This window comes from Alphaproteobacteria bacterium, from assembly GCA_040220875.1.
Classification (GTDB): Bacteria; Pseudomonadota; Alphaproteobacteria; order JAVJVX01; family JAVJVX01; genus JAVJVX01.
Genome location: JAVJVX010000006.1, coordinates 331,803 through 358,445 on the forward strand (window position 1 = coordinate 331,803; position 26,643 = coordinate 358,445).

Here is a 26,643-nt window from a genome sequence, read left to right on the forward strand (position 1 = left end):
ATGTCTGACAGTTCCACCATTCCCGCCGAGGCGCCCAAGCCTTCGGAAAGTTTTGAAGACCTTCTCAACGAATCGCTCGATGACAGCGGCAGCTTCGAGGGCCAGGTCGTCGCCGGCCGGATCATTTCGGTCGAGAACGACGCCGTTCTCGTCGATGTCGGCCTCAAGTCGGAAGGCCGCGTGCCGCTCCGCGAGTTCGGACCGCCCGCGATCCGCCCCGAACTGAAACCGGGCGACGAAGTCGAAGTCTTTATCGAGCGTATGGAAGACCGCAACGGTGAAGCCGTGCTCAGCCGCGAACGCGCGCGTCGCGAAGAGGCCTGGACCGTGCTGGAAAAAGCCTTCGCCGACAGTGAACGCGTCACCGGCACGATTTTCGGCCGCGTCAAGGGCGGGTTCACCGTGGACCTGTCAGGGGCCGTGGCCTTCCTGCCTGGCAGCCAGGTGGATATCAGGCCGATCCGCGACATCACACCCCTGCTGGGTCAGCCTCAGCCGTTCCAGATTCTCAAGATGGATCGCCAGCGCGGCAATATCGTCGTCTCCCGCCGCGTGGTTCTGGAAGAATCGCGCGCGGAGGAGCGCTCCAAGCTGGTCGCAGATCTGCGCGAGGGCGACGTGCTCAAGGGCGTGGTCAAGAATATCACCGATTATGGCGCCTTCATCGATCTGGGCGGCGTCGACGGACTGTTGCACGTGACCGACATCGCCTGGAAACGGGTCAATCATCCGACCGAAGTCCTCAATGTCGGCGAGACGGTGGAAGTAAAGGTCATTCGCTTCAACCCCGAGACCGAGCGGATCAGCCTTGGCATGAAGCAGCTTCAGCCCGACCCCTGGGACGGCGTGGCCGCGAAATATGTCATTGGCGGACGCTACACCGGCCGGGTGACGAACATCACGGACTACGGCGCGTTCGTCGAGCTGGAGCCCGGCGTCGAGGGCCTTGTCCATGTTTCCGAGATGAGCTGGACGAAGAAAAACATTCATCCGGGCAAGATCGTGTCGACCAGCCAGGAAGTCGAAGTGATGGTGCTGGACATCGATCCGGAGAAGCGGCGCATCAGCCTCGGCCTCAAGCAGACCCAGGAAAACCCCTGGACCGATTTCGAGAAGAAGTACCAGGTCGATTCGATCATCGAGGGCGAAATCAAGAACATCACCGAATTCGGTCTCTTCGTCGGCCTGACTGACGATATCGACGGGATGGTTCACCTTTCCGATCTGGACTGGCACGAGCCGGGCGAGGAAGCCCTCAAGAGGTACAACAAGGGCGACGTCATCAAAGCCAAGGTACTTGACGTGGACGTCGACAAAGAACGTGTCAGCCTGGGCGTCAAGCAGCTTGAGGACGACCCGATGGAAGGGGCTTTCGAGGGCATCCGGCGAGGCAATGTGGTGACCTGCACGGTATCGGCCATCACCGAGGGCGGAATCGAGGTCATGGTGAATGACAAGGTGCCGGGCTTCATCCGCCGGACCGACCTGTCCAAGGAGCGGAGCGAGCAGCGCCCTGACCGGTTTGCCGTGGGCGAAAAAGTGGATGCCCGCATCACGTCGATCGACCGCAAGGACCGCCGGCTCAGCCTGTCCATCAAGGCGCAGGAAGCGGCTGAGGAAAAAGAAGCCATGCAGCAATATGGCTCGTCCGACAGCGGGGCCAGCCTGGGTGACATCCTGGGGCCGGCAATTTCCAAGGCGACCGAGAACGCCACGGAAGACTCGCGCTCGGACGAGAATTCCGAGGCCGACGCGGAAGAGGATACGGACGGGGGCGACAAGGCCTAGCCGCGCCCTTCCCGCCCGAAACGGCCGGCCCGAACCGAAAACCCGTTCCGGCCACGCGCCCGGCCGATTTCTGCCGGGCCGATTTCTGAAAGCCGCCCCGGTGTCACGCCGGGGCGGTTTTTTTTGCTGCGACCCGGATCCGGATTCTTGGCGCGATATCAGCGGCTTCGGTCCGCCAGGCCGGCTCCCCGGAAATGTGGCGAAAACTACCGGATTTCAGCCATTTCCCCCCGGCCATGAACCCCCGCCAGCCCAAAAAGTCCAGTTTTCTGAGAGACTTAGACTTGACGGGCTGGGGGGGCTTTGGCACGCTCAGCCCAAGCTCGCAAGACGGCCTCAGGCCCGCCGGCGGGCATAACGCCGGCGGGCACAGATCATCGCGCCAGCCGGCCTCGGGGAAGTAGGAATGACCAAGTCGCAACTGATCGCGCGGTTGGCGGAGATGAATCCGCATCTGTTTCAGAGAGACGTGGAACGCATCGTCAACACGATTTTTGACGAGATTACCGAGGCTCTGGCACGGGGCGACCGGGTTGAGTTGCGCGGTTTCGGAGCGTTCTCGGTAAAAAAGCGCGACGAGCGCGTCGGACGCAACCCTCGCACCGGTCAGACTGTCCATGTGCCGTCCAAATTCACCCCGTTTTTCAAGACCGGAAAGGAGCTGCGCGAACGCCTGAACCATGGCGATTAGTGCAGCCGGTAAGCTAAGGTGAAAGCCGCATCCTGGCTTTTCTTGATCGTCGTCGCGCTGGTCATGGTCTTTGCCGTGACCAATCGCGAGGCCGTGGGCGTCAATCTCTGGCCCCTCCCCTGGGCGCTGGAAGTGCCACTCTTCGTCACCTGGATCGTGGCCTTCGCCGCCGGCTTTCTGGCCGGCGGGCTGGTAATGATAGCGCCGCTCTGGCGCTGGCGGCGGCTGGCGAAGCAGCGCAAGCGCGAACTGGCCCGGCTGGATGCGGCGCGCGCCGAATTTCGCGTCGACAGGCCGGCGGGCGAGCCGGCAACCACCGATGACGACGGCCGCCTGATCTCGATCCCCCATCGTTGAGGATGCGGCCCGATCAGAGCGCGTCGGGTGTGGGGTTTTCAATTTCGAGGCGACGGTCTAAAGGAGACCGCCCGGCTCCGGAACTGCCCCAGAGCCACCCCAGAACCGGCCTGGAACGCCCATGATCAGCCCGTCACCTGTCTTCGTCGCCATCGACACGCCGGACCTCGAGCGGGCGCGGGGCCTGGCGAGAAGCCTGGCAGGGGCTGTTGGCGGGCTGAAACTGGGCAAGGAGTTCTTTACCGCCCACGGGCCGGCGGGCGTCCGGGAACTTCGGGAGACCGGGCTGCCGGTTTTCCTCGACCTCAAGTTTCACGATATCCCCAATACTGTCGCCGGCGCCGTCAGGGCGGCGACGGCACTCGATATCGATATGCTGACCGTGCACGCCAGCGGCGGCCCGGCCATGATCGCAGCCGCCCGGGAAGCTGCCCGCGACGGCGCGGCGGCGGCGGGCTGCCGGCAACCGCTTGTCCTCGCGGTGACGGTTCTCACCTCGCTCGATGAGGCGGATCTCGAGGCCGTCGGCCAGACGGGACCCGTGGCGGACCAGGTCGAAAGACTGGCCGTGTTGGCTGCCGGCGCGGGCGCCGACGGCATCGTCGCCTCGCCGCGCGAGATCAAGCGGCTGCGCGCCCGGATGGGGGCGGGTATCCGGCTGGTCGTGCCTGGCATCCGGCCCGGCTGGGCGGTGGCGGGCGATCAGAAACGGGTGACGACGCCCCGTGAGGCCATGGATATGGGCGCCGATATCCTGGTGATCGGCCGGCCCATCACCGAAGCGGAAGATCCGGCGGCGGCGGCGCGCAAGATCGCAGCCGAAATCTCCGCCGCGCACCCCCCCAGGGGCTGAGACATGCCGCTTGACGTCAAGATCTGTGGCCTGACCAGCGCCGACGCCGTGGATGCGGCCGTTACCGGGGGCGCCGCCTTTACCGGGTTCGTCTTTGTCGAGAAATCACCCCGCTTCGTCACGGCCGAGACGGCCGCGGCGCTGGCTGCCCGCGTCCCCCCGCCCATCGGCCGGATCGGGGTTTTCGTCGATCCCGACGACACGCTGATCGACAGCGTGCTGGCCGCCGTGAAGCTGACGGCCCTTCAGCTTCATGGCCGGGAAACTCCTCAACGCGTGGCTGCCCTGCGTGCGCGCACCGGGCTCGGAATCTGGCGCGCGCTGCCCGTACATGAGGCGGGCGACCTGGCCCGCACAAGGCTCTTCGACCGCGGCGCCGGCGCCGTGGACCGGTTCCTGTTCGACGCCCGCCCGCCCGCAGCGGCGAGCCGAACGGGGGGCCACGGCCGGACTTTCGACTGGCGATTGCTGCGCGACCTGGAAACGACCCGACCCTGGCTTCTGGCGGGTGGTCTTACCGCCCGCAATCTGGCCGAGGCCGTGGCGACGAGCGGCGCGAAAGGGGTAGACGTGTCGTCCGGCGTGGAGGACCGGCCCGGCCACAAGGATCCCGGCCGCGTGGCCGAGTTCCTCGCCGCCGCCGCCGTGATCCGGGCCGGGAAATAGCACCCTCTCGGCCGGCTGGACCCCGGCGCCGGCTTTGATTTTTTTCCCCGCCTGTGGTTCATTCCGGCCTCGATCCTCCGGCACCCCAGGCCGAACCCTGAAAACGGAAACAAGCGTGCCCCGAGAACCCGGCCCGAACCCACGGACCCCACCCAACAGCTTTCGAGGCGGCCCCGACGAGATGGGCCATTTTGGAATTTACGGCGGGCGATATGTGGCCGAAACGCTGATGCCGCTTGTTGGCGAGGTGACGGAGGCCTACGCGGCGGCGCGCCGGGATCCAGCCTTCGCCGACGAGCTTGCCTGGTATCTCAAACATTACGTCGGCCGCCCCAGCCCGCTGTATCTGGCGAAGCGTCTTACCGAGGAACTTGGCGGCGCCAGGATCTATTTCAAGCGCGACGAGTTGAACCACACCGGCGCGCACAAGGTGAACAATACGCTCGGCCAGATCCTGCTGGCACGGCGCATGGGCAAGACCCGCATCATCGCCGAGACCGGCGCAGGCCAGCACGGCGTGGCGACGGCAACGGTCTGCGCCCTCTTCGATCTCCCCTGCGTTGTCTATATGGGTGAGGAGGATATCCGCCGCCAGCGCCCCAACGTGTTTCGCATGGAATTGCTGGGCGCCGAGGTCAGAAGCGTGTCGAGCGGATCGGGCACCCTCAAGGATGCCATGAACGCAGCGCTGCGCGATTGGGTCGCCCATGTGGACGATACCTATTACCTCATCGGAACCGCGGCCGGACCACATCCCTTCCCCGAAATGGTGCGCAATTTCCAGTCTGTGATCGGCGAGGAGGTGCGCGCACAGATGGCCGAGGCGGAAGGCCGCCTGCCGGATTCTCTGGTTGCGTGTATCGGGGGCGGATCGAATGCGATCGGGCTGTTTTATCCGTTTCTGGACGAGCCGGACGTCGCCATGATCGCCGTCGAGGCGGCAGGCGAGGGGCTGGAGACGGCCCGCCACGCCGCCTCGCTCAACCGGGGCAGGCCCGGCGTGCTGCATGGCAACCGCACCTATCTGCTTCAGGATGCCGACGGCCAGATCACGGAGGCGCACTCGATTTCGGCCGGGCTGGATTATCCTGGCATCGGGCCCGAACACGCCTGGCTGCACGATGCGGGCCGGGTGCGCTACGTCGCGGCCACCGACGATGAGGCGCTCGACGCGTTCCAGCGCTGTGCCCGGCTCGAGGGAATTCTTCCAGCGCTCGAGCCCGCCCACGCGCTGGCGCATGTCTTGAAGACGGCGGGCGATCTGCCGAAGGATCACCTGCTGGTCATGAACATGTGCGGCCGGGGCGACAAGGATATTTTCACGGTCGCCGACGCTTTGGGTACGGGGCTGGACCGGACGGCGCAAGAATGACGCCCGAACCGACTCCCGGCAGCGGACGCCTGGCCAGAACATTCGCCCGTCTGAAGCAGGAAGGGCGCGGCGGGCTCGTGACCTTCACCATGGCGGGCGATCCGGATGCGGAAACTTCTCTCGAACTCCTGAACGGATTGCCTGGCGCCGGCGCGGACATCGTCGAACTTGGCATGCCGTTTTCCGATCCCATGGCCGATGGGCCCGTGATCGAGGCCGCCGGGCTGCGCGCCCGCAAGGCCGGCACGACGATGCGCACGACCCTCGAAATCGTGCGCCGGTTTCGCAGCGCAAACACGACAACGCCGCTGGTTCTCATGGGATATTTCAATCCGATCTACGCCTATGGTGTCACGCGCTTCGCCAGGGACGCGGCCGAAGCAGGGGCCGACGGGCTGATCGTCGTCGATCTGCCGCCCGAAGAAGACGCGGAGCTGCGCCATCCCGCGGCCGAATACGGCCTCGCGGTGATCCGGCTGGCATCGCCAACGACGCGGGGCGCGCGCCTGTCGCGGGTCCTAGATGGCGCGGCCGGGTTTCTCTATTACGTCGCGGTCGCCGGGATCACCGGCACACATTCGGCGCCGGCTGAAGATATCGCCCGCGCCCTCGCACCCATTCGCGCGCAGACGGACCTGCCCGTCGTGGTCGGTTTTGGCATCAAGACGCCGGGCCAGGCGCGTGATATTGTCCGCCACGCCGATGCAGCGGTCGTGGGCTCGGCCCTGGTCGGCCGGCTGGCGCAAAACCTGACGCCAGCCGGCGCCGCCGGCGCCGATCTGGTCGCGGATACGCTGGCGTTCGTCGGCGAGCTGGCGGCCGGGATTCGGGACGCCCGGAGCAACTAGGAGGCGAGAGACGATGAACTGGCTCAAGAATTTCGTACGCCCGAAGGTGCGGGCTTTCGTTTCCAAGAAAGAAGTGCCGGACAATCTCTGGCGCAAGTGCCCCGCCTGCGGACAGATGATTTTCCATCGCGAGCTGGAGGAAAACCTCTTTGTCTGTACCCATTGCGATCATCATCTCCGGCTCAAGCCCGAACTGCGCCTGGCCCAGATTTTCGACGACGGGCAATATCGGACTATCGAGTTGCCCGATACGATTCAGGATCCGCTCAAGTTCCGGGACCGCCAGCGCTACCCCGACCGCCTGAAGAAGGCCCAGGCCGCGACGGGAGCCAGGGACGCGCTGGAAGTGGCGCATGGCAAGGTCGGCGGCAATCCGGTGGTCGCGGCAGTGTTCAATTTCGATTTCATGGGCGGCTCCATGGGTCTTGCCGTGGGGGAAGCCCTGATCGCGGCCGCGCGGCTGGCCGTCCTGCAAGAGGCGGCGCTGATCGCCATCCCGTCCTCTGGCGGCGCACGCATGCAGGAAGGCATCCTCTCGCTGATGCAATTGCCGCGCACCGTTATTGCGGTGGAGGAAATCAAGGAAGCCGGCCTGCCTTATATCGTGGTTCTGGCCGATCCTACGACCGGTGGCGTATCGGCCTCGTTTGCGATGCTGGGCGATATCGCGGTCGCGGAACCCGGCGCGGTGATCGGCTTTGCCGGCGCGCGGGTGATCGAGGAAACGATCCGCGAGACCCTGCCGGAAGGGTTTCAGCGTTCCGAATATCTCCTGCAGCATGGCATGGTGGACATGGTGGTCCACCGGCGCGATCTGCGCGACACGCTGGGACGCCTAGTGGATATGCTGCGCAATCCGGCGCCGGGCGGCGAAGTGGTGGCCCTGCGCGGACGGAGCCAGCGGCAGTCGCTGCTTCAGGCCGGACCGGCAACTTCCTGACGCCGACCGCCGGGATGGAAACTTCGCCGTGACCCGGGACGCGCCAGGCGAACTCGCGGACATTCTGGCCCGGCTCGCCCGGCTCCACCCGAAGGTCATCGACCTGTCTCTCGGCCGGATCGAACGGCTCGTGGCCGCGCTCGGCCACCCCGAACAGCATCTGCCGCCCGTGGTTCACGTCGCCGGCACCAATGGCAAGGGATCGGTTCTCGCCTTTCTCCGGGCCATGCTGGAGGCGGCAGGACAGCGCGTCCATGTCTATACATCGCCCCATCTGGTCCGGTTCAACGAAAGGTTCCGGCTGGCCGGCGAGATCGTGGACGATGCAACGCTGATCGATGCCCTGCGACGCACAGAGGCCACGAATGACGGACACCCCATCACATTTTTTGAAATCACCACGGCGGCCGCCTTTCTGATGTTCCGCGAACACGCCGCCGATATCGTCCTGCTGGAGACCGGCCTCGGCGGACGTCTCGATGCCACCAATCTGATCGCCCGGCCGGCCGCGGTTGCGATCACACCCGTCAGCATCGATCACACGCAATTTCTGGGCGACACCCTCGAAGAGATCGCCGGCGAGAAAGCCGGCATTCTGAAGCCGGGCGTGCCGGCCGTCATTGCCCGTCAGGACCCGGTCGCCGCAGCGGTGATCGAGGCACGCGCCCGCGACATCGACGCACCGCTGTTTCGCGCCGACATCGAGTGGCGGGCGACAGCCCCCACAGCCCAGGCGCTGACGTGGCAGTATGAAGATGCTGCCGGCCAGCTCGTGCTGCCGCAACCGCGCCTTCCGGGTGCTCACCAGGCCGAAAACGCTGCCTGCGCAGTCGCGCTCGCGCGCCGCCTGCCTGCACCCGGCCTGCCGGCCGGCGCGATCGCGGACGGCCTGCGCCGGGCCGACTGGCCGGCCCGCCTGCAGCGGCTGACGCGCGGCCCGCTCGCCGGACTCATGACGGAAACGGGCGGCGAATTATGGCTCGATGGCGGACACAATCCGGCCGCCGGCCGGGTCCTCGCCGACAGCTTCCGCGCCATGGCGCCGGCCCCTCTCTATCTGGTCTTCGCCATGTTGTCGGTGAAGGATCCGGTCGGGTTTCTAACCCCCTTTGCCGGGCTTGCCGAGGGCGTCATCCAGATCCCCCTTCCGCCCGATCACGAGCAGGTACCGGACGCGCGGACGCGGGCGGTCTGCCACGACCTCGGCCTCAGGTTCGAGACCGCGCCGGATTCACGGGCGGCGGTCAGGGCGGTAACCGGGCGTGCGCGAGCGCCGCGCGTCCTGATCACCGGCTCGCTCTATCTGGCGGGGGATGTCTTGCGGGACAACAGCTAGGGCCCCGACAGCAAACGGCCCCGGACACGCCGGGGCCGCCTGCAACACATCCTGTCTCGGATGCGTCAAATCTTGGATTCGACCCACTCGTAAAGCTCGGACCGCGGCATGCTGCCGACCTTGGTGGCAGCGACCTGCCCGTCTTTCACGAGGAGCAGCGTCGGAATGCCGCGCACACCGTACTTCGTCGGCGTCTGCGGGTTATCGTCGATATTGACCTTGGCGACGGTGACCCGACCATCCATCTCGGCCGCCAGCTCGTCGAGGATCGGGCCGATCTGCTTGCACGGGCCGCACCATTCGGCCCAGAAATCTACAACGGTGGCGCCTTTGGACTTGAGAACCTCGTCTTCGAAACTCGCGTCTGTGACGTGAATGACAGCCATGTTTCCTACCTTGATCTGTGCCGAGCCGGACGGCGCGACGTGTTAAGGGGTATGCGCAGTCGCCACGATCTGTCGGGGGACGTAAAACGGCCCGTCAGGGCCGGGCCGGTGCGTGGGACCGATCTTGAAGCCGAATCTAGGTAGCCCCGCCACCCCCGTCAAGCAGCGCGGACCGGGGTCCGGGACGGCAGCGAAATCAAATGAACCTGTTTTCAATTACTTGCCTTCGGGCAGGTCCGGCGTGATCGTCGCGCCCGCCTGGTCCAGCAATTCATCGTCGAGCCAGAGGGCGCGGGCGGTCTCGGTCCATAACAGGGCCGTCCGGATACAATGGCGCGGATACAGATCGCGCAGCAGGGCGCGATACAGGAACATCTGCTTGAGATAGGCCGGGTCGACGTCCTGCGGTGCTTCGGGTGCCGGACGTTGCGTCTTGTAATCAATGACCAGCACGGCCTCCGCGCTGACCACCAGCCGATCCACCTGCCCGGCCACGAGATGGTCCCCGACGGTGCCGGTCAGCGGCACCTCGGCGCGCGAGCCCGGCCCGAACAGGGTTTCGAACTCGGGATCGTCGACCACGCCCATGACCTCGCCCGTGATCTGGTTGACCTCGTCCTGCGACAGGCCGTGCACCGGGCGAGAGAGAAAGCGGTGACAGGCATTGATGCGGTCGGCCTCGCCAATATCGGGCAGAATCTGCAACAGCCGGTGGATAAGCGTGCCCCGGCGAAACCTCGCCTCGCCCGCCGCGCGGCCGGGCTGGCGGCCCCCGGCCTCGCCCGCTGCCAGCGGCGAGTCTGGAGGCGCCGGCGCCAGCGACAGGCGGGAGGGGGCAAGCGGACGCGCGCGCGGCGCATCGGCCGGGGCGGGTCGCGCCAGCCAGTCGGGCGTGAGGGTCGCCGGGCGCCGGGCGCGGCCCGTGTCCGATTTCTCCGGCTTCGCTTGCTGCGGCGCGCGGAGCCGCAGCCCCTGGCCCATTTCGAGGGTCACGGGTTCGGCCAGGCCCTCGAGCCCCGCTTCGATCAGTTCGTACCAGGAGCCGGGCGGCACGCGAGGCCGGTTTTTTCCTGAAGCCTTTTGCCAGCCCGCGACATAGAGCCGGTCGCACGCGCGAGTCATCGCGACATAGAGCAACCGGCGATACTCGTCGGCCTGCTGCGCGTTGTATTTTTCGCGGGCGGCGCGCGACACCGCCACGTCCAGCCCTTTTGTCCCCGGCCAAACCGGCGGATCATTTGTCCCGTCGCCGCGCCAAAAGAGTTTTGGATCACTGTTTTTGTTGGAGACGCTGCAGGTGTCAGGCAGGAACACGATCGGCGCCTGCAACCCCTTCGCGCCGTGCACCGTCATGATTCGCACCTCGTCGCTGCCCTGTTCCAGATCGCGCTTGATCTCGGTTGTCGCCGAGGCCAGCCAGTGAAGGAATCCTTCCAGCGAGGGCGGCGCCAGGCGTTCGTGATCGAGCGCGCGCGCGAGGAACTCGTCGACCGGATCATGACTCTCGGCGCCCAGGCGTGCGGCCAATTGCGCCCGCCCCCCCATGGGGCCGAGGAGATTGGAAAAGAACTCGAACGGTGGCACGAGATCCGCACTTCCGAGAAGAGTGTCGAGACGCTCGTAAGCGGCCGCAAAAACAGTGTCGCCCCCCGCCATCTCCTGAAGCCGGCGCCACAGCGACTTGCGGCCGCGATCATGGGCAAGAACGAACAGCGCCTCCTCGCTGAGGCCCATCAAGGGCGAGCGCAGGAGAATGGCGAGGTTGAGATCGTCCTCGGGCAAAAGTGCGAAGCGTCCGGCGGCGATGAGATCCTTCACCGCCAACTCCTCCGTCAGGACCATTCGGTCGGATCCCGCGACCGGCACGCCGTGACGCTTGAGGGCGGCGACCACCGCATTGAAAATGTCCCCGCGCTTGCGCACCAGAACCAGCACATCCCCCGGACGCACCGGACGGGCCGCGCTTTCCAGAATCTCGGGATTATCGGGGTCGAGCCAGCGCGCGATCGTGGCCGCGATCCGGTCCGCCAGACGTTCGCACGGGTCGTCGGTCGCCACCAGTCGGGTGGGCGGCACCCAGGCCCGATCATCGGCCGCGCCTGATTCCACTGGCTCGAACACCGGCCAAAGCTCCACCAGCCCGGCCTGGCCCTTGCGGATCAGCAGATGATCGGGAAACGCCTCGCCGTCGGTGACGCCCGGCTGAGCGGCAGGCCGGGCGAAGACCGCGTTGACGGCGTCAAGGATCGGCTTGGTGGAGCGAAACGAGGCCTCAAGCCCGAGAGTTTGCCAATCCCGCGCGGCCGCCTTGACACGCGCGCTGAACCAGTCGCGATTGTCGCGAAACGCGACGGGATCGGCACCCTGGAAGCCGAAGATGGACTGCTTGATATCGCCCACGGCGAAGACCGTGCGGATATCCGGCCGCACGCCTTCGCCGGCGAAGAATTCGTTGGCCAGCGCACGCACGATATCCCATTGCGCCGGGCTCGTGTCCTGCGCCTCGTCCACCAGAATATGGTCCAGCCGGCCGTCCAGCTTGAACAACACCCAGGCGGCGCCGTTTTCCTCCTCGCTCAGAAGGCGGCGGGTCAGAAAGATGAGATCATCGTAATCGAGCCGCCCCTGAAGCGCCTTCTCGCGCGCATAATCGCCAAGCAGCCGGTGGGCAAACCGCAACAGCGCCGACGTCGCCTCGAACACGGCGAGGGCCTTGCGCTTCTCCCGCAAGGCCTCGAGCCGCGCGACTTCGGCCGCCACGATGCCGGCCGCCTGGGGAAAAGACTCCTCCACGCTCTTCGACCTCGGAGATTTTTTCGGCGCGCCGTCATTTTTGAAGAAGGCGTCAAGATACCCGGCCAGCGCCGACCGGCGTTGTTCCGACGCCGCCGTCAGCCAGGCGGAGATTTTTTCGGCCACCTCCTGATCCAGTTTGCCGCCCTTGGCAAGCGCCCCGGCGAGCGCGGTCAGCCCATGCTTGTCGAAGGCTTCGTCCTGGCAGGCGTTGGCGAGGATCTCGGCCTCATTTTCGTCCTGACGAAGTTCCAGCAGCCGGCGCAATTGAGCGATTGCGCCCCCGAGGCCCGCGCCGTCACGGCCCAGAGCCCGATGCAGGCGGTTCCGATGTTTGGTCAGCTCCGTCAGGGTAGTGAGAAAATCCTGCTCGTTCACATGGCGCGCGATAACGGCGAGGTTGGGATCCACGGCACCCTCTTTATCGAGGGCCATCGCCAGAAGCCGGTCGCGAAGATCGCTCAGAAGCTCGCTGGCGCTGCGCTCGTCCATCACCGCCGCGCCCGGCGGGATTCCCGCCTCGACCGGAAAGCGCGAGAGGACGGATTCGCAGAATGCGTGGATGGTCTGGATCCTGAGTCCGCCCGGCAGGTCGAGCACCCGGGCGAAAAGCTGGCGCGCGCGCTCGAAATCCGCCGCCGCGAGATCCGCGCGCCCTGTGAGGCGGCGGAGCTTTTCGCCCAGCGCCGCGTCATCCAGGACAGCCCACTCGCCAAGCACCTTGTAAATGCGCGTTGCCATTTGCGCGGCCGCCGCCTTGGTGTAAGTCAGACAAAGAATGCCCTCGGGCCGGCTTCCTGCCAGCAGCAGGCGCAGCACCCTTTGCGTCAGCACATGGGTCTTGCCCGAGCCGGCCGAGGCCTCGACCCAGATGGACGATTCGGGATGGCTCGCCGCCTGCTGGACCGCGTTGACGTCGGCCTCGCTGGCTTCTCCAGGGGATGGCCGGTGATCGGGCGGCCCGGCGGTCATGGGGCCTCTCTTTCGGACTCGTCATCGACGGGCCATTCGCCCCAGCGCGCGAGGTGATCGTAACCGTCATATGTAAGCGGCTCGCCATGCGGGGCGGAAAAATAGGGCGTCGCCGGGTCGTCGAAGGCGCGGATGAGGGCGAGGAGGCCATCCCTCGCCTCGGCTGCCAGGGCGGACGGATCCAGCTTATAGGCGGTCTCTTCCCCGGGGGGATTGCCGCCATTGAGACGGAGATAGACAAGCGCACCGGTTTCGGCGGCGGTCAGATCGGCAAACCCGCCCTCGGCCGCGATCAGCGCTTCAAGCGGCAATTGCGGCGCGCGCCCCGCCTCGACATTGATTTTTGTCGGCGGCTGGCCTGTCTTGTAATCCAGGATCGCAAGCCGCCCATCGGGCAGCCGGTCGATCCGGTCGGCCCGCGCGGTCAGGGTAAAATCGCCCGCCGGCCCGGGCAGCACCAGCCGCCCCGGCACTTCGGTCACAAGGGGCCGAATGCCCGTTTCGCGCCGGGTCTTTTCGTATTCGACGAACCACTCGGCGATTTTCTCGAAGCGTGGCAACCAATAGGCCGCCACGGCGGGACGCTGAAGGCTCGCTCTGAACTTCTCCCTGCCCAGAGCAAGCAGAATGTCGAGCGCGTCCGCCGGCAGCGTGTCGGGGCAGCGCGAGATGAACTCATCCAGCACATCGTGAACGAGCCGCCCGCGTTCGGCGGCGCCCGGTGCTTCATCAATCGGATCGAGCTTTTCAAGGCCAAGGACATAGCGCGCATAGATCACGTAAGGATCCTTTACCCAGCTCTCGACCCGGGTCACCGACAGGCGGCGCGGCCGCGCGGCGACGGGCGGGGTCGGCGCCGGCCGCGAGACCGGCCCCGGCAACGCGCCGCTGCCTGCGTCGAGCGCCGCTTGCCAGGCAAGCGCCGGCGCATGTTCGGGCGCGGCCCAGCGTGCCAGGACCGGTCCCGGCGTGCCTTCCGCCGCGTCCCGGTGGAGCACGGCGTCGAGCCGCATGAGCCAGCGGGACGGCACAGTCGGCGCACCGTCAACACGCTGGGCGCGGGTCAGCCAGACCTCGGGCGCAGCCAGGGCCTGCGCGAAATCATGGGCCGACAGACCGGTGCGCCGGTCGACCGGCGAGAGGCCGAACTGATGGCGCATCTCCCGGCTCATCCACGGATCGACCGCGGGCTCGGGCGGCCAGGTGCCCTCGTTCAGCCCACCCAGCACCAGCCGGTCGGCGCTTTGCAGGCGCGCCTCGAGAGGTCCCCAGATAAAGAGGCGCGGATGCGTCCCGTAACGCGGCCGGACGCGTTGGCCCGCCATCAGCCCGTCGAGAAGGCTCGGGTAATCGGCCACGGCGACGTCGCCGAACCGGGCCGCGCCAGCGAGAAGTTCACAAAGAAATCCGTTGAGCGCCTCGCCCGCCTCGCCGGCCCAAAGGCGCTGGGCGCCCGGCTCGTCGGCGCTGGCGGCCAGCGCCTCGGCAGTCCGGATATGGGCTGTAAGCAATCGGGTCAGCGGCACCCGGTCATCGCGGGCGAAAAGATCGGCCAGCGGGCGATAGCATGCTTCGAGACGGTCGATCAGCGCGAGGAGTTCGGCCCTCGCGAGCGCCTCGTGGCCCTCCTTTCCCTCTGCTCGGGAGGCGGCGTCGACAAAGTCGCAGAGCCCGGCAAAACTGCTGGCGGGACGCACGCCACGGAGCGCGATACGTTCCAAAGCCCTGACACGCGTGCGAAAGACCGCCGGCGTATATCCCGCCAGGGCGAGGGGATGCTTGAGTGCGGCGAGGAACGCGACCGGCGCCAGCCGGTCGGCCATCAGCCTCAGGACATGGCGGAAAAACGCGCCGGGCACCGTGTCGGACAGGGCCTGGCCGGCCGAATCGTCGACCCGGATATCCCAGCGGCGAAGCTCGGCCGCGACCCGGCGGGCAAGGCGGCGATCGGGCGTGACGAGAGCCGCTGTACGCCCCGGGCTCTCGAGAACTTCGCGCAAGGCGAGCGCGATCACGGTGGCCTCTTCCTTTTGTCCCGGCGTCACCACGCGGGTCACACCACTGAGGGCGGCCTCGCTGTCCAGACGGACCAAGCGCCAGTTTGCCGTCGCGGCCGCCGGACGCATGGCTTCGGAAATCAGCTTGAGACGCCAAGGGGATGCCACCGGCGGCGCGGCCGCCTCGACCGGCCAATCGCCAATATCCGCGCGGGATAATTCGAACCGCGCAAGAAGGGCCGCCAGATTATATTGCGGGTGACTGGGCTCGAGCGCGGCCCAGGCATCGTCATCCAAATGACGATCGAGCCCCGGCAGCACCACCCGGCCTTGCGGCAGCCGCGCGACGGCCGCCAGGAGATCGGCCGTCACCGGCACGCTGCCGGTGGAACCGGCGGCGATCACCGGCGCGCGGGGCGGGTCGGTCCGCCACAGGGCGATCAGCGTTTCGGTCACGCGGATGCGCCGGGCCACCGGGTCCATGGCGCCCTCGGCTTCGAGAAATTTCGGCCAGGTCTCGTAAACATGACGCAGCAAGTCGAGCGTCTTCTGCCAGTGCGCCGCGAAGTCTTCGGGCACAAGCGCCTGCAGGCTATCGAAGGAGAGTTTTTCCGCCTGCACCTGATCCACCAGCCGTGCCAGCTCGGTGGCGAGAAGCAGCGCCTGGTCGGCCCCCATCGGCCCGTCCTCCGTGGCCGACGGATCGGCCATCTCGAGGATCATCCGGGCCAGGGTGAGGCGACGGCTCGTCTCGGAAACCGGTGGCGGCAGATCGGCGACGGCGGCGAGTCCGCTCGCGGCTGCCTCCGAGAACGCGGTCAGCGCGAGTTCGTCATCATCGATATCGCCGAGCGGCGCCAGCCGGGGCAAAAGCAGGGCCCGGCCGTCGGATTGGCGCAGAAACGCTCCCTGGAGCGCGCGGCACGCTCGCCGTGTCGGCAGCAGCACCAAATAATCCGAAAGCCGGAGCGGATCGTCGGCTGTCTCGGCGAGAAGGCCGCGCGCCAGCAGATCGAGGAATGGCCGGCCCGGCGCGATGGTAAGGACGTTCGACCGTGTCTTTTCGCTCACGCGCCGCCTGCCCGGCTGTCTTTCGATGGGCGCTCGGCGCTGCCCGCTTCGGCCGCGAGCCAGGCTTCCACGGCCGCGATATCGGCGGGCCGGCTCACATGACACCAGTCACCGTCGTGAACGAGACCGTAGAGACGCCCCGCCGCCTCGGCCTTTCGATACAGGAGATTGAGAGAGAACGCGCCCTGGGGCGCGCCGGTGAAGAGAGATTTCGCCAGCACCTGAATGCCAGCGAAGACATAGGGCGCAACGCCATCCGCCGCGCGCCAGCTCAGAGGGGCGGGGCCACACCCGTCTGCGGTCAGCTCAAAATCGCCCGGCCCATCATACCCGAGGGCACCCGCCCGGGGGTAGATCAGCAGCAGCGCGTCCATCCGGCCGGGATCGAAGGCCTGCGCCAGACGGTCGAGCGCCGGCGTCGCGCCGTCGCGCCAGTAGATGTCGCCATTGAGGACGAAGAACGGGTCATCAAGAAGATCGAGCGCCTTTTTCACGCCACCCCCGGTCTCGAGCAGTTCACTCTCGTGAGACAGCTCGACCGGCACCTGGCCCGGGCGGCGGACCAGATAGGCCTCGATCTCACCGGCAAGGTGATGAGTATTGACGACGATCGTCTGCACGCCCGCTCGTTCGAGCGGCCTGAGGGCGCGGTCAAGCAGAGGTTCGCCCGCGACGGTCACAAGCGGCTTGGGCGTGTGCGTGGTAATGGGCGCCATACGCCGGCCATAGCCGGCGGCAAGCACCATGGCACTGGAAAGAGGTTCCCTCATGCGGCCGGTCCGCGCGCGCATGCCGGGGCAATGCGTGCCTCAGCCGGCAGGGTCGCGTCCAGCCACGCGCGGACCGGAGCCAGGGCGGGATTTTCGAGATGGCGCGCGAGCAACCGCCAGACACGCGGGATATGGACCAGGTAACCGGGTTTGGCGTCGCGTTCAAAAAGCCGGGTGAAGATTCCGATCACCTTGCAATGGCGCTGGGCGGCGAGGATGGCGAAGGAACGCTCGAAGGCCGTGGGATCGAAACCGGGCACCCCGTCGCGAAACCGGGCAACCATGCGTTGGCGCAGAAATTCCGGCACATCGCGCCGGGCATCCTCCACCAGCGACATGAGGTCATAGGTAAGGGGTCCCATGACTGCATCCTGAAAGTCGAGCAAGCCGCAAGCGGCCACACCCCGGCGCCCCGACAGGCGCATGAGATTGTCCACATGAAAGTCGCGCAGAACCAGCCCGTGCGGCACCTCAAGCGCGGGCGGCAGGACGGCCTGCCATGCGGCGAGAAAGGCATCGCGCGCCCCGGGCGCGGCCGGCCGGCCTGTCACGGCCGGGAGATACCAGTCCACGAACAGCGCTGTCTCGGCCAGAAGCAGGGTCGAATCGTAGGGCGCGAGATCCCGGCAGGCGGTCTCGGCGGGGGCGCTCGCGATCCGGATCAGCACATCGACGGCGAGCGTATAAAGCTGTTCGGCGTCAGCGCCACTATCCAAAAGCCGGGTGAAGGTATCATCGCCCAGATCCTCGAGCACCAGCACGCCGCGGTCCTGATCGGCCGCCAGGATCCGGGGCGCGCTGAGACCCAGCGCATGGAGGCAGTCCGCGACCTGGAGGAACGGCGTGACGTCCTCGGCCGGCGGGGGAGCGTCCATGACAATGGCCCGCAGGCCGGGCGCCGAAAGGCGCAGATAGCGGCGAAACGAGGCGTCGGCCGGCAGCGCGACAAGCTCGCCATCGCCCCAGCCCCACCCGTCGAGCGCGGCACGGATGATCGCGTCCCGCCCGCTCACGGGGCCACCTCCTGATCCGCCGCAAGGCCCGCGCCCGCCAGAGTGCGAAGGCGATGCCCCCAGCTCCCCCGGTCGGGCGCTGTCAGGGCGATGCGCCTGAGATCCGGGCACCGCACCTCGTCGATCGGCGCGAAGACGAGATCGAGGCGATCCGCCGGCAAAAATGGCGCCATGCGTTCGGGCCATTCAATCAGCGAAATCCCCTTTCCCTCAGCTTCTTCAATGCCAAGCTCCCAGACCTCGCCCGGATCGGCCAGGCGATAGAGATCGAAGTGCCAGATCGCCGCCGCGCCGATCTCGTAGCATTGCACCAGCGTGAAGGTCGGGCTGGGCACCTCGCCGAGCAGCACGCCCGCCCCCTCGGCGCGGGCGCGGATAAAGGCGCGGGCGAAGCTCGTCTTGCCGGCACCGACCGGCCCCGTCAGGGTAATCACGTCGCCGGGCTCGGCCATCGCCGCCAGGGTCGCGGCCAGCCGACCCGTCGCCGCCTCGTCCCGCGTATCCACGCGGCGCCGGACCAAGCCGGATGGCTGGCCGCGCGCGCCGGCGCCTGCGGTATCATCCTTCGTCATGCAACTATCTAAAGCCTATTCCGGCGTGATGACAACGCTGCCCCGGTTACGCCGGGCCGGAGGCCCGACGGGATGATCCGGCCTCAGCGCCCGGCGGCATCGGTATTTGCGCCGACCGCCAGCGAGCCGGCGGCGAAGCCGGCCACGTCGGTTGCGGCGGCGGGGGGGCGAAGGGGCAGGTAAATCGTGACTGTCGTCCCCTTGCCCTGCTCGGAAAAGAGCTCCACCCGCCCGTCATGCAGTTCCACCAGCTTGCGGACAAGGGCGAGGCCAAGCCCGGCACCGGTTGGCCGGCGAATATATTGAGAGCCGCGCTCGAATTTTTCGAACACGCGGGTCTGCTCGTCGGCCGGGATACCGATCCCGGTGTCGCTCACGACGAAGACCATATCCTGGTCCGATCGTCTGGCGGTGATCTCGATCCTGCCGTCGGGTGGGGTAAACTTGATCGCGTTACTAACGACATTGAACAGCGCCTGACGTATGCGCCGGTCGTCACACACAACGGTGCCGGCCTGATCGGACGACGATGCCTTGATCTCGAGCCCGTGCTCGCGGGCGCGTTCCTTGCTCAGGGTCACCACATTGGCGAGAATCTCGTCCACCACCGCTTCATCCAGATCGAGAATCATATGACCCGCCTCGATTGTCGCAAGATCGAGAATATCGTTGATGAGCGCCATGAGCTGTTGTGAGGATTCAAGCAGGCCGCGACTGTATTCCGCCTGACGCCGGTTGAGCTCGCCGAAATACTGGTTGTTGAGAATTTCCGCGAAGCCCATGATCGTGTTGAGGGGTGTGCGAAGCTCGTAGGAGACGTTGGCGACGAATTCCGATTTCAGCCGGTCTGCCGTTTCGAGCGCTTCGTTCCGGTCGAGCAGGGCCTGCTCGACCCGCACGCTGTCGGTCACATCGAGATATGACAGCAGCACGTTGCCGTCGGGCAGCGGGACGACGGCATAATCGAGCACTGAGTTATCGGCCCGCTCCATCCGGCCGGTGTGGGGGCGGGGATCGGTCACGCGGGCGATCTCGCGACGGCGCGCCTCTTCCCATTCCATGCCGTCGCCGAAGAACCCGCGGGAATTATCGACAATTTCCGCGATATGCGGGTCACCCTGCAGGTCATCGTCGGACAGGAGCCACATGCGCGCATAAACGGGATTGTACAATTTGAGCCGCCCGTCGCTGCCGAACACCGCGACGCCCTCGTAAAGATTGTCGAGTGTCGCGCGCTGAACGGCGTTCAGGGTGTTGTAAGAGCTTTCCAGGGCCAGACGGTCGGTGACGTCCTCATAGGCAAACATCAGGCCGCCGAAGGGATGCGGCGTCACGACCAGGCGAAGCGTCTGCCCGTCCGGCAGATAGACGAGCTCTTCATGCCGCCCGATCAGGGACCGGAACATGCCCAGCCGGGCCTTCTTGTAGGCGACGAAATCCGCGACCTCGGGCAGGCGCCGCTTTTCACGCAATGCCTCGAATTCCTCTTCGTAGGTCGGCGCCGATTGGAGGAATTTTCTGTCGAGATATGACAGGGTGCGGTAGGCGTCGTTGAAATAGCTGATGCGCTTGTCCGGCCCGTAAATAACGATCGCGGTCGAGAGCTGCTCGAACACCTCGGCATGGGCTGCGATATGCTGCGAGAGCTGGCTTTGGACGCCCTCGAGGTCGGTCTGGTCGAGGGCAATGCCGAGGAGGCGGCCGCCATCGGGATCGTTGGGCACCGGCATCTCGCTGAATTCGATCAGGCGGCGCTCTTCCCCGATTACGATGTGATGACTTTCCGCCTGGAGGCGATCGACGTCCCGCGCCATTCTGGCAAGCGACTTGCCTTTGTCACTGATAGCGCTTGCGCCAAGCTCGACCTGCCGCGAAAGGACATCTTCTGGCGCCATTTCGACGGCGCGGGCGTAGGCTGCATTGACATAGCGCAGCGACAGATCGGCATTGCGCTCCCAAAGCGGAAACGGCAGCAGATCGAGCACACAGAGAAGGTCGTCACGCTGACGGATGACGCTGGCCAGTTCTTCCTGCAATTGCGCCTGCATTTCCGCGATACGGCTGCGATCGCGCAGCCAGACGATATCGACACTGTCGCCGCCCCGGAGTTTCAACCGCCGGCCGCGCACCCGAAAGGCACCGGCCCCGTCGGCACTGTCGCAATTGAGTTCAAAATCCCGCCCCGTCTGAACGAGATCGGCCAGACTCATGGCCAGCTCCTCGCGTTCCGCGGCAGCGACCAGCGGTACCAGCGCCGTCGGGCTTTCCGGCATTTCGTTCAGGCGTCGCTCGAGATTTGTGGCCAGGAGCGTGCGATCTCGGGTGGACCAGCAGCCGAAGAGTTCGCTGCCCTGCGTCTCGGCGGGGGTGCCTGCCTTGGCGTCAATGACCGCGAGATGGATGTCGAGCCGGCGGCGGGCGCGCCGCAGCCGATGCGCCAGCCAGAGAACCACGGCGGCGAGCGCGATAATGGCCAGTAGTGTTGTCAGTCCGCCTGGCGCGACGGCAACCGCGCCCGGGGCGCCCGGCACGACAACGTCGGCCCGCGCGGTGTCCGCCGCCAGCGACGTTGCGGCGGCAACGACAGAGAGAAGTCTCAAGCCCTACCCCTCGCGATGGAGTCCCGTTGGGCGCCGGCCCCTTGACGGAGTCTCGATTGCGCCCAGCCTCCCCGGGCGCATTCTAGGCTGCCCCGGCTGGCGGAAACAAGGTGGCCATGACGGATTTCCGCCGCTTTCCGGCATGATCCGGACTCGTTAACAGGCCGTCTAGTAGCGGTAGTGATCCGGCTTGAATGGACCCGACGGGCTGAGGCCGAGGTAATCCGCCTGCGCCCCGGACAGCGCCGTCAGCTTCACGCCCAGGCGGTCGAGATGAAGCGCCGCCACTTTTTCATCGAGATGCTTGGGCAGGACGTAGACCCTGTTTTCGTAGTTCTTGTAATTGCGCCAGATTTCGATCTGTGCCAGCACCTGGTTGGTAAAGGAGGCGCTCATCACGAAGCTCGGGTGGCCGGTGGCACAGCCCAGGTTCACGAGCCGCCCCTTGGCCAGCACGATGAGGCGCTTGCCGTCGGGGAACACCACCTCGTCCACCTGCGGCTTGACTTCTTCCCAACGATAATTCTTGAGGGCTTCGATCTGAATCTCACTGTCGAAGTGGCCGATATTGCAGACGATGGCCCGATCCTTCATCTCGCGCATATGGTCGAGCGTGATGACGTCAATATTGCCGGTGGCGGTGACGAAAATATCGCCCACCGGCGCCGCTTCATCCATGGTCACGACCTGGTAGCCCTCCATCGCGGCCTGAAGGGCACAGATGGGATCGATCTCGGTCACCACGACGCGGGCGCCCTGGGCGCGGAGGCTTTCGGCCGAGCCCTTGCCGACATCGCCGTATCCGGCGACCACGGCGACCTTGCCCGCCAGCATCACGTCGGTGGCACGCTTGATGCCATCGACGAGCGATTCGCGGCATCCGTAGAGATTGTCGAACTTCGACTTGGTGACTGAATCGTTGACATTGATGGCCGGCACCAGAAGCGTGCCCGCCTTTTCCATTTCATAGAGCCGGTGCACGCCGGTCGTGGTCTCTTCCGAAAGCCCGCGCACGTCCTTCATCAGTTCGGCAAACTTCTCATGCATGACAGTGGTGAGATCGCCGCCGTCATCCAGAATCATGTTGGGCCGCCAGCCATCGGGGCCTTCGATCGTCTGGTCGATCGCCCACCAGAATTCCTCTTCCGTCATCCCCTTCCAGGCGAAGACCGGCACCCCCGTCACCGCGATCGCAGCCGCGGCATGGTCCTGGGTGGAGAAAATATTGCACGAGCTCCAGCGCACTTCGGCCCCGAGCTCGGCGAGGGTCTCGATCAGGACGGCAGTCTGAATCGTCATGTGCAGACAGCCCGCGATCCGGGCGCCCTTGAGCGGCTTCGTCGCGCCGAATTCTTCGCGGAGGGCGACAAGCCCGGGCATTTCGGTTTCCGCGATGGCAATCTCGCGCCGGCCCCAATCGGCCAGCTCGATGTCCTTGACCTTGTAATCCTCGGAAGACGCCACGGTATTCGCTCCTCGTTTCTTCAAAAATGGGGCTCCGGCAGGCAGGCCTGGATCCGGAGCCTTCGGGCACGCACAGCGCTGTAAATCGGCGCCCTATTGATACCCGAGCCCGGCAAAAGGGCAAGCGTTTCCCCGGTCGGGCCGTCCGGATCGGCAGATGAGCGATAGCCGCTGCGTCCGGCCGGGTCAACCTCCGGCCGTGTCCCCGCTCACTCTTCCTCCTCGAAACGCGCGGCCACGAGTTTTTCCAGCGCATCCAGCGCCGCCCCCGCCTCGGGACCATCAGCCTGAAGATCGATATGCGTCCCCTGGGCGGCGGCCAGCATCATCAGGCCCACAATGGAAAGGCCTGAGACTTCCGTCCCATCGCGCGAGACCAGGATGTCGGCCTTGAATTTCGCCGCCTCCTTGACGAAGCGCGCGGCGGCGCGGGCATGGAGACCGCGTCGATTGACGATTTCCAGGCGCCGGGATTCCATGGATCAGCGACCGGGAAGTGCCGTTCGGCCCGGCATGCAGGACCCCATCACCCTGTTTTGTCGGCGAGAAGGCGCGAGGCGACGTTGATGTATTTGCGCCCGGCTTCCTGGGCGCTGACGACCGCCTCTTCGAGCGAAACCTGGTCGCGGACGCTGACGAGCTTGATCAGCATGGGCAGGTTGACGCCGGCAAGAACCTCCACCTTGCCGCTCTCCATGATGGAGATGGCGAGGTTCGAGGGCGTGCCGCCGAACATGTCCGTCAGCACCACGACGCCGTCCCCCTGATCCACCTTTTCGATCTCGGCGACGATATCCTTGCGCCGGACCTCCATGTCATCGTCCGGACCGATCGAGACGGCGGCGATATGCTCCTGGCGCCCGACCACGTGCTCGAGGGCCGCGATGAATTCCTCCGCCAGGCGTCCATGCGTAACGAGAACCAATCCGATCATCAGGCATCCCAATCTTTTCCGGCTCCGGCCGCTTGCGGTCGTCCCCGGCCCGGAGGGCATCCGGGCCCGAAGCTGCGTGGCCCGCCCCTAGCCGTGCGCGGCCGCGCCGATATCCCTGTGCAGGACATTTGCCCTGTAACCCAAATCCTTCATCCAGGCGACCAGTTTTTCCACCACCATGACGGATCGGTGGCGCCCGCCCGTGCACCCGAAGGCGATGGTAAGGTAGCTCTTGCCCTCGCGACTGTAGCGGGGCAGGAGGCAATTTAGCATTTGTGTCAGGGTCTGGAAAAACCGCTCGAAATCGGGATCGCTGGCGATAAAGTCCTGCACCCGCGGGTCCTGGCCGGTAAGCGGCTGCAGATCCGGATTGTAATGGGGGTTCTCCAGAAACCGGACGTCGAAGACGAGATCCGCATCGCGCGGCAGCCCGCGGCGATAGGCGAAGGACGTGACGAAAATGGCGAGCCCCTGCTCGGCGTCGTCGAAATTCGCCTGAATCAGGCGGCGCAGGTCGCGCGTATGCAGATGGGAGGTGTCGATCACCAGATCGGCCCTGTCGCGAATGGGAGCGATCAGTTCGCGTTCAAGGCGAATGCCGTCGGTCACGGAACGATCCACGGCCAGCGGATGCCGCCGGCGGGTCTCGGTAAAGCGGCGGACGAGGACTTCGTCATCACAGTCCAAAAACAAGACCGTGGTGGTCAGGTCCTGGCGCGGGGCAAGCTTGTCGATCTCGGCAATGAAATCCGCGGCCGCGAAGTCGCGCGTGCGGATATCGAGACCAATGGCGATGGTCCGTCTGCCAGCCGTCGTCTCCTCGAAAGCCGGGCCGAGCAGTTGGGGCAGCAGAGATAGCGGCAGGTTGTCGACCGCCTCGCAGCCCATATCCTCCAGGACCTTGAGGCTGCTGGTGCGCCCGGCACCCGAAAGCCCGGTCACCAGGATAATGTGGCGATGCGCGCCGGCCGGATCAGACGCCATGGGTCGCCTCCGCCCGGGGCCGGAGAACAGCGGCAGAGGCCGGCGATCCCATCCTGTCGAGCGCCAGGGCGAGCTTGGCGGCAGCCGATGCCTCGAACGGCGCGAGGCGGATGAGAGGCGCGGTAAACCGCCCGCCGTCAAGCTCGACCGCCCATAGCGCACTGTCCGGCAGACGCTCGACATCGGCCGGCGCGACGAGATCGACCACCAGGCAGAGCGGCACGTCCTGGGCCGGATCGACATCGACGATCCCGATGCCGCGGACTTCCAGCTTGCCGGTGATTGCGGCCGGCGCTGTCAGCAAAAGCGTTTCCGGCGTCGCGACAAGGCAGGTCTGATCATCGGCGATGAGCCGCGCGCCGCGATCGAGGAGACGCAGCGCCAGGTCCGACTTGCCGCTGGCTGAGGCGCCGCGCAGCAGCACGCCCTTACCGCCCAGTTCGACACTCGTCGCGTAAATCGGCTTCATGGCCGGGCTAAGGTGAGCCGTTGCCGGGGCGGAGTCAACGCCGCCCCCCGGCCCTGGCCGGGCCGCTCTCCGCCGCCTTGTCCCGCGCCCGACGGAGCCGCACGGTAAAGCGCGCGCCGAGGACTTCTCGCGCCGGACCCTGGCGGTTCTCTGCCGCGATGGTCCCGCCATGGACCGAAACGATCTGGCGCGAGATGCTGAGGCCCAGTCCCGAATGAATGCCGAACTGCTCATCCTTGGGCCGCTCGCTGTAGAACCGGTTGAAAATCTTGTCCTCGGTGCCGGGCGGGATTCCCGGCCCCTCATCATCGACGGTAATCACGATGTCGTCCTTCTGCGCCCGGCCCGTGATAACGATCTCGCCGCCGGGCGGGCTGAACGAGGTCGCGTTATCGATGAGATTTCGAAAGATCTGGGTCAGCCTGTCTGGCTGGCCCATGACCAGGAGCGGCTCGTCCGCCGGCAGGTCGAGGCGGATGTCGGCCTGGCCCGGCTTCAATATTTCCCGGCGCATGGCGGCGATAGCGCGCAGGTTCTCGGAGAGGTCGACCAGCTCGAACCGGCCGCGGGACAATTCCGCATCGAGCCGGGAGGCATCGGAGATATCCGAGATCAACCGGTCCAGGCGCTTCACGTCGGCCACCAGTATATCCATGAGTTTCTCGCGCCGGACGGGGTCATCGATACGCGAGACAGTCTCGACCGCGCTTCGGAGCGAGGTCAGCGGGTTCTTGATTTCGTGGGCGACATCGGCCGCGAACTGCTCGATTGCCTCCATCCGGTTCCAGAGCGTTTCCGTCATCTGCCGCAGGTCGAAGGACAGATCCCCGATCTCGTCATTGCGGTCGGAATAATCCGGTATTTGCGGCCGCTGGCCGAGACCGAAGCGCACTCTCTCGGCGGCCAGTGCGAGGTTGCGGATCGGGCGCGCGATCGTTCGGGCGAGATAGAGGGACAGGAGGACCGTGATGCCGAAGGCGACGAGGAAAACCTGCAGGATTCCGAGCCGGACCTCGCGCAGGGAGGATTCGATCCCGTGACCGATGGATGAGAGCATGACCGCACCCACCACCTGCTTGTAGCGCTGGATCGGCACCGCGACCGAGAGAACCATCTCGCCCGAGCGGGCCATACGCACCGCCCTCGCGGTCTCGCCATTCAGCGCCGCCGCCACTTCGCCATAATCGGATGCCGTCTGCGGCGCGCGCTCGACATATGCCGGCAGATCGTCCTGAAAGACGGTCAGCCCGGCGAAGAAATCATAGGCATTGGTCAGCAGGCGTGTAACGAGCCCCGTCTGATGCGGCGGCAGCTCCTCGGCATAGACAAGACCGCCCACGCCGGGGAGCGAGCTGGTGTCGCCGATCAGGGCGCCGTCGAGATTGAACAATCGCGCGCGGCTTTGCATCGGCTCCACGAGCCGGCGCAGCAGCACGCGTGCCTGCCGGATACGCAGGCGCTGGCCTTCGGGCGGACCGATGATCACCGCCGTCTCACCCACGGCCGAGGCGAGCATCTCGGCCTGCACTTTGAGGCCCTCGAGTTCGGCCCGGATCAGGTTCTGCTTGTACTGACCGAGGAACAGAAGCCCGGCCACCAGGAGGCCAAGGGCGAGGACGTTGACGGCCAGTATCCGCTGGGTCAGCGGCGAGAACAGCCGATCGGGCGCGCGGGCCGGCCAGTTTTCGCGCCGCGCGCGGCGGCGGGAGGCATCCTCCGCCGGCCCGGCGGGGTTCTGCTGGTCCGCCTCCGTCGCCATTCAACCGC

The 26,643-nt window shown here is 66.2% G+C and carries 22 protein-coding genes; 9 read left to right on the forward strand and 13 right to left on the reverse strand.

Annotated elements, in window-relative coordinates:
• The 9 genes from rpsA to RLQ26_07630 all read left to right on the forward strand — a co-directional run bounded on the left by rpsA (position 1) and on the right by RLQ26_07630 (position 8,851).
• Entirely contained in the window at positions 1–1,788 is a 1,788-nt protein-coding gene (rpsA, locus tag RLQ26_07590) for a 30S ribosomal protein S1 (protein ID MEQ9088586.1), read from the forward strand.
• Positions 1,789–2,194: 406 nt separating this feature from the next.
• The gene (gene ihfB, locus RLQ26_07595; protein ID MEQ9088587.1) at positions 2,195–2,479 is read left to right on the forward strand and encodes an integration host factor subunit beta; all 285 of its coding nucleotides are present in this window, start codon (positions 2,195–2,197) and stop codon (positions 2,477–2,479) included.
• 18 nt (positions 2,480–2,497) lie between these two features.
• Entirely contained in the window at positions 2,498–2,836 is a 339-nt protein-coding gene (locus RLQ26_07600) for a LapA family protein (protein MEQ9088588.1), read from the forward strand.
• Positions 2,837–2,957: 121 nt separating this feature from the next.
• The gene (gene pyrF, locus RLQ26_07605) at positions 2,958–3,689 is read left to right on the forward strand and encodes an orotidine-5'-phosphate decarboxylase (GenBank protein ID MEQ9088589.1); all 732 of its coding nucleotides are present in this window, start codon (positions 2,958–2,960) and stop codon (positions 3,687–3,689) included.
• 3 nt (positions 3,690–3,692) lie between these two features.
• Positions 3,693–4,355, forward strand: coding sequence for a phosphoribosylanthranilate isomerase (locus RLQ26_07610; protein ID MEQ9088590.1), 663 nt, complete (start codon positions 3,693–3,695; stop codon positions 4,353–4,355).
• Between the two features lie 181 nt (positions 4,356–4,536).
• The gene (gene trpB, locus RLQ26_07615) at positions 4,537–5,727 is read left to right on the forward strand and encodes a tryptophan synthase subunit beta (protein MEQ9088591.1); all 1,191 of its coding nucleotides are present in this window, start codon (positions 4,537–4,539) and stop codon (positions 5,725–5,727) included.
• Positions 5,724–6,575 (forward strand): tryptophan synthase subunit alpha, encoded by an 852-nt coding sequence (gene trpA / locus RLQ26_07620; protein ID MEQ9088592.1) that lies wholly within the window; start codon positions 5,724–5,726, stop codon positions 6,573–6,575. The genes trpB and trpA overlap by 4 nt, the downstream gene beginning before the upstream one ends.
• 13 nt (positions 6,576–6,588) lie before the next feature.
• A complete protein-coding gene (gene accD, locus RLQ26_07625; protein MEQ9088593.1) occupies positions 6,589–7,515 on the forward strand; it encodes an acetyl-CoA carboxylase, carboxyltransferase subunit beta in 927 nt (308 codons plus the stop codon).
• 28 nt (positions 7,516–7,543) lie between these two features.
• Positions 7,544–8,851: a folylpolyglutamate synthase/dihydrofolate synthase family protein gene (locus tag RLQ26_07630; protein ID MEQ9088594.1), complete on the forward strand. Its 1,308-nt coding sequence runs from the start codon at positions 7,544–7,546 to the stop codon at positions 8,849–8,851.
• A gap of 65 nt (positions 8,852–8,916) precedes the next feature.
• On the opposite strand, the gene trxA is transcribed toward RLQ26_07630, so the two are convergent.
• From trxA to RLQ26_07695, 13 genes are all read right to left on the reverse strand, one after another.
• Entirely contained in the window at positions 8,917–9,237 is a 321-nt protein-coding gene (gene trxA, locus RLQ26_07635) for a thioredoxin TrxA (GenBank protein MEQ9088595.1), read from the reverse strand.
• Between the two features lie 216 nt (positions 9,238–9,453).
• Entirely contained in the window at positions 9,454–13,002 is a 3,549-nt protein-coding gene (gene addA / locus RLQ26_07640; GenBank protein MEQ9088596.1) for a double-strand break repair helicase AddA, read from the reverse strand.
• Complete coding sequence (addB, locus tag RLQ26_07645) at positions 12,999–16,070, reverse strand: double-strand break repair protein AddB (protein ID MEQ9088597.1); 3,072 nt, start codon at positions 16,068–16,070, stop codon at positions 12,999–13,001. The genes addA and addB overlap by 4 nt, the downstream gene beginning before the upstream one ends.
• Entirely contained in the window at positions 16,067–16,840 is a 774-nt protein-coding gene (locus RLQ26_07650; GenBank protein ID MEQ9088598.1) for a nucleotidyltransferase family protein, read from the reverse strand. Before RLQ26_07650 ends, addB begins: the two co-directional genes overlap by 4 nt.
• Positions 16,837–17,853, reverse strand: coding sequence for a phosphotransferase (locus RLQ26_07655; GenBank protein ID MEQ9088599.1), 1,017 nt, complete (start codon positions 17,851–17,853; stop codon positions 16,837–16,839). The genes RLQ26_07650 and RLQ26_07655 overlap by 4 nt, the downstream gene beginning before the upstream one ends.
• A complete protein-coding gene (tsaE, locus tag RLQ26_07660) occupies positions 17,850–18,425 on the reverse strand; it encodes a tRNA (adenosine(37)-N6)-threonylcarbamoyltransferase complex ATPase subunit type 1 TsaE (GenBank protein ID MEQ9088600.1) in 576 nt (191 codons plus the stop codon). Before tsaE ends, RLQ26_07655 begins: the two co-directional genes overlap by 4 nt.
• A gap of 83 nt (positions 18,426–18,508) precedes the next feature.
• The gene (locus RLQ26_07665) at positions 18,509–21,025 is read right to left on the reverse strand and encodes an ATP-binding protein (GenBank protein ID MEQ9088601.1); all 2,517 of its coding nucleotides are present in this window, start codon (positions 21,023–21,025) and stop codon (positions 18,509–18,511) included.
• Positions 21,026–21,193: 168 nt separating this feature from the next.
• Positions 21,194–22,489, reverse strand: a complete 1,296-nt coding sequence (gene ahcY / locus RLQ26_07670; GenBank protein MEQ9088602.1) for an adenosylhomocysteinase — start codon at positions 22,487–22,489, stop codon at positions 21,194–21,196.
• Between the two features lie 209 nt (positions 22,490–22,698).
• Positions 22,699–22,968, reverse strand: coding sequence for an HPr family phosphocarrier protein (locus RLQ26_07675; GenBank protein MEQ9088603.1), 270 nt, complete (start codon positions 22,966–22,968; stop codon positions 22,699–22,701).
• A gap of 47 nt (positions 22,969–23,015) precedes the next feature.
• Complete coding sequence (locus RLQ26_07680; protein ID MEQ9088604.1) at positions 23,016–23,423, reverse strand: PTS sugar transporter subunit IIA; 408 nt, start codon at positions 23,421–23,423, stop codon at positions 23,016–23,018.
• 87 nt (positions 23,424–23,510) lie between these two features.
• Positions 23,511–24,407 (reverse strand): RNase adapter RapZ, encoded by an 897-nt coding sequence (rapZ, locus tag RLQ26_07685; protein MEQ9088605.1) that lies wholly within the window; start codon positions 24,405–24,407, stop codon positions 23,511–23,513.
• Positions 24,397–24,876 (reverse strand): HPr kinase/phosphatase C-terminal domain-containing protein, encoded by a 480-nt coding sequence (locus tag RLQ26_07690; protein ID MEQ9088606.1) that lies wholly within the window; start codon positions 24,874–24,876, stop codon positions 24,397–24,399. Before RLQ26_07690 ends, rapZ begins: the two co-directional genes overlap by 11 nt.
• Before the next feature lie 34 nt (positions 24,877–24,910).
• Positions 24,911–26,635, reverse strand: coding sequence for a stimulus-sensing domain-containing protein (locus RLQ26_07695; protein ID MEQ9088607.1), 1,725 nt, complete (start codon positions 26,633–26,635; stop codon positions 24,911–24,913).
• Positions 26,636–26,643: the final 8 nt, after the last annotated feature.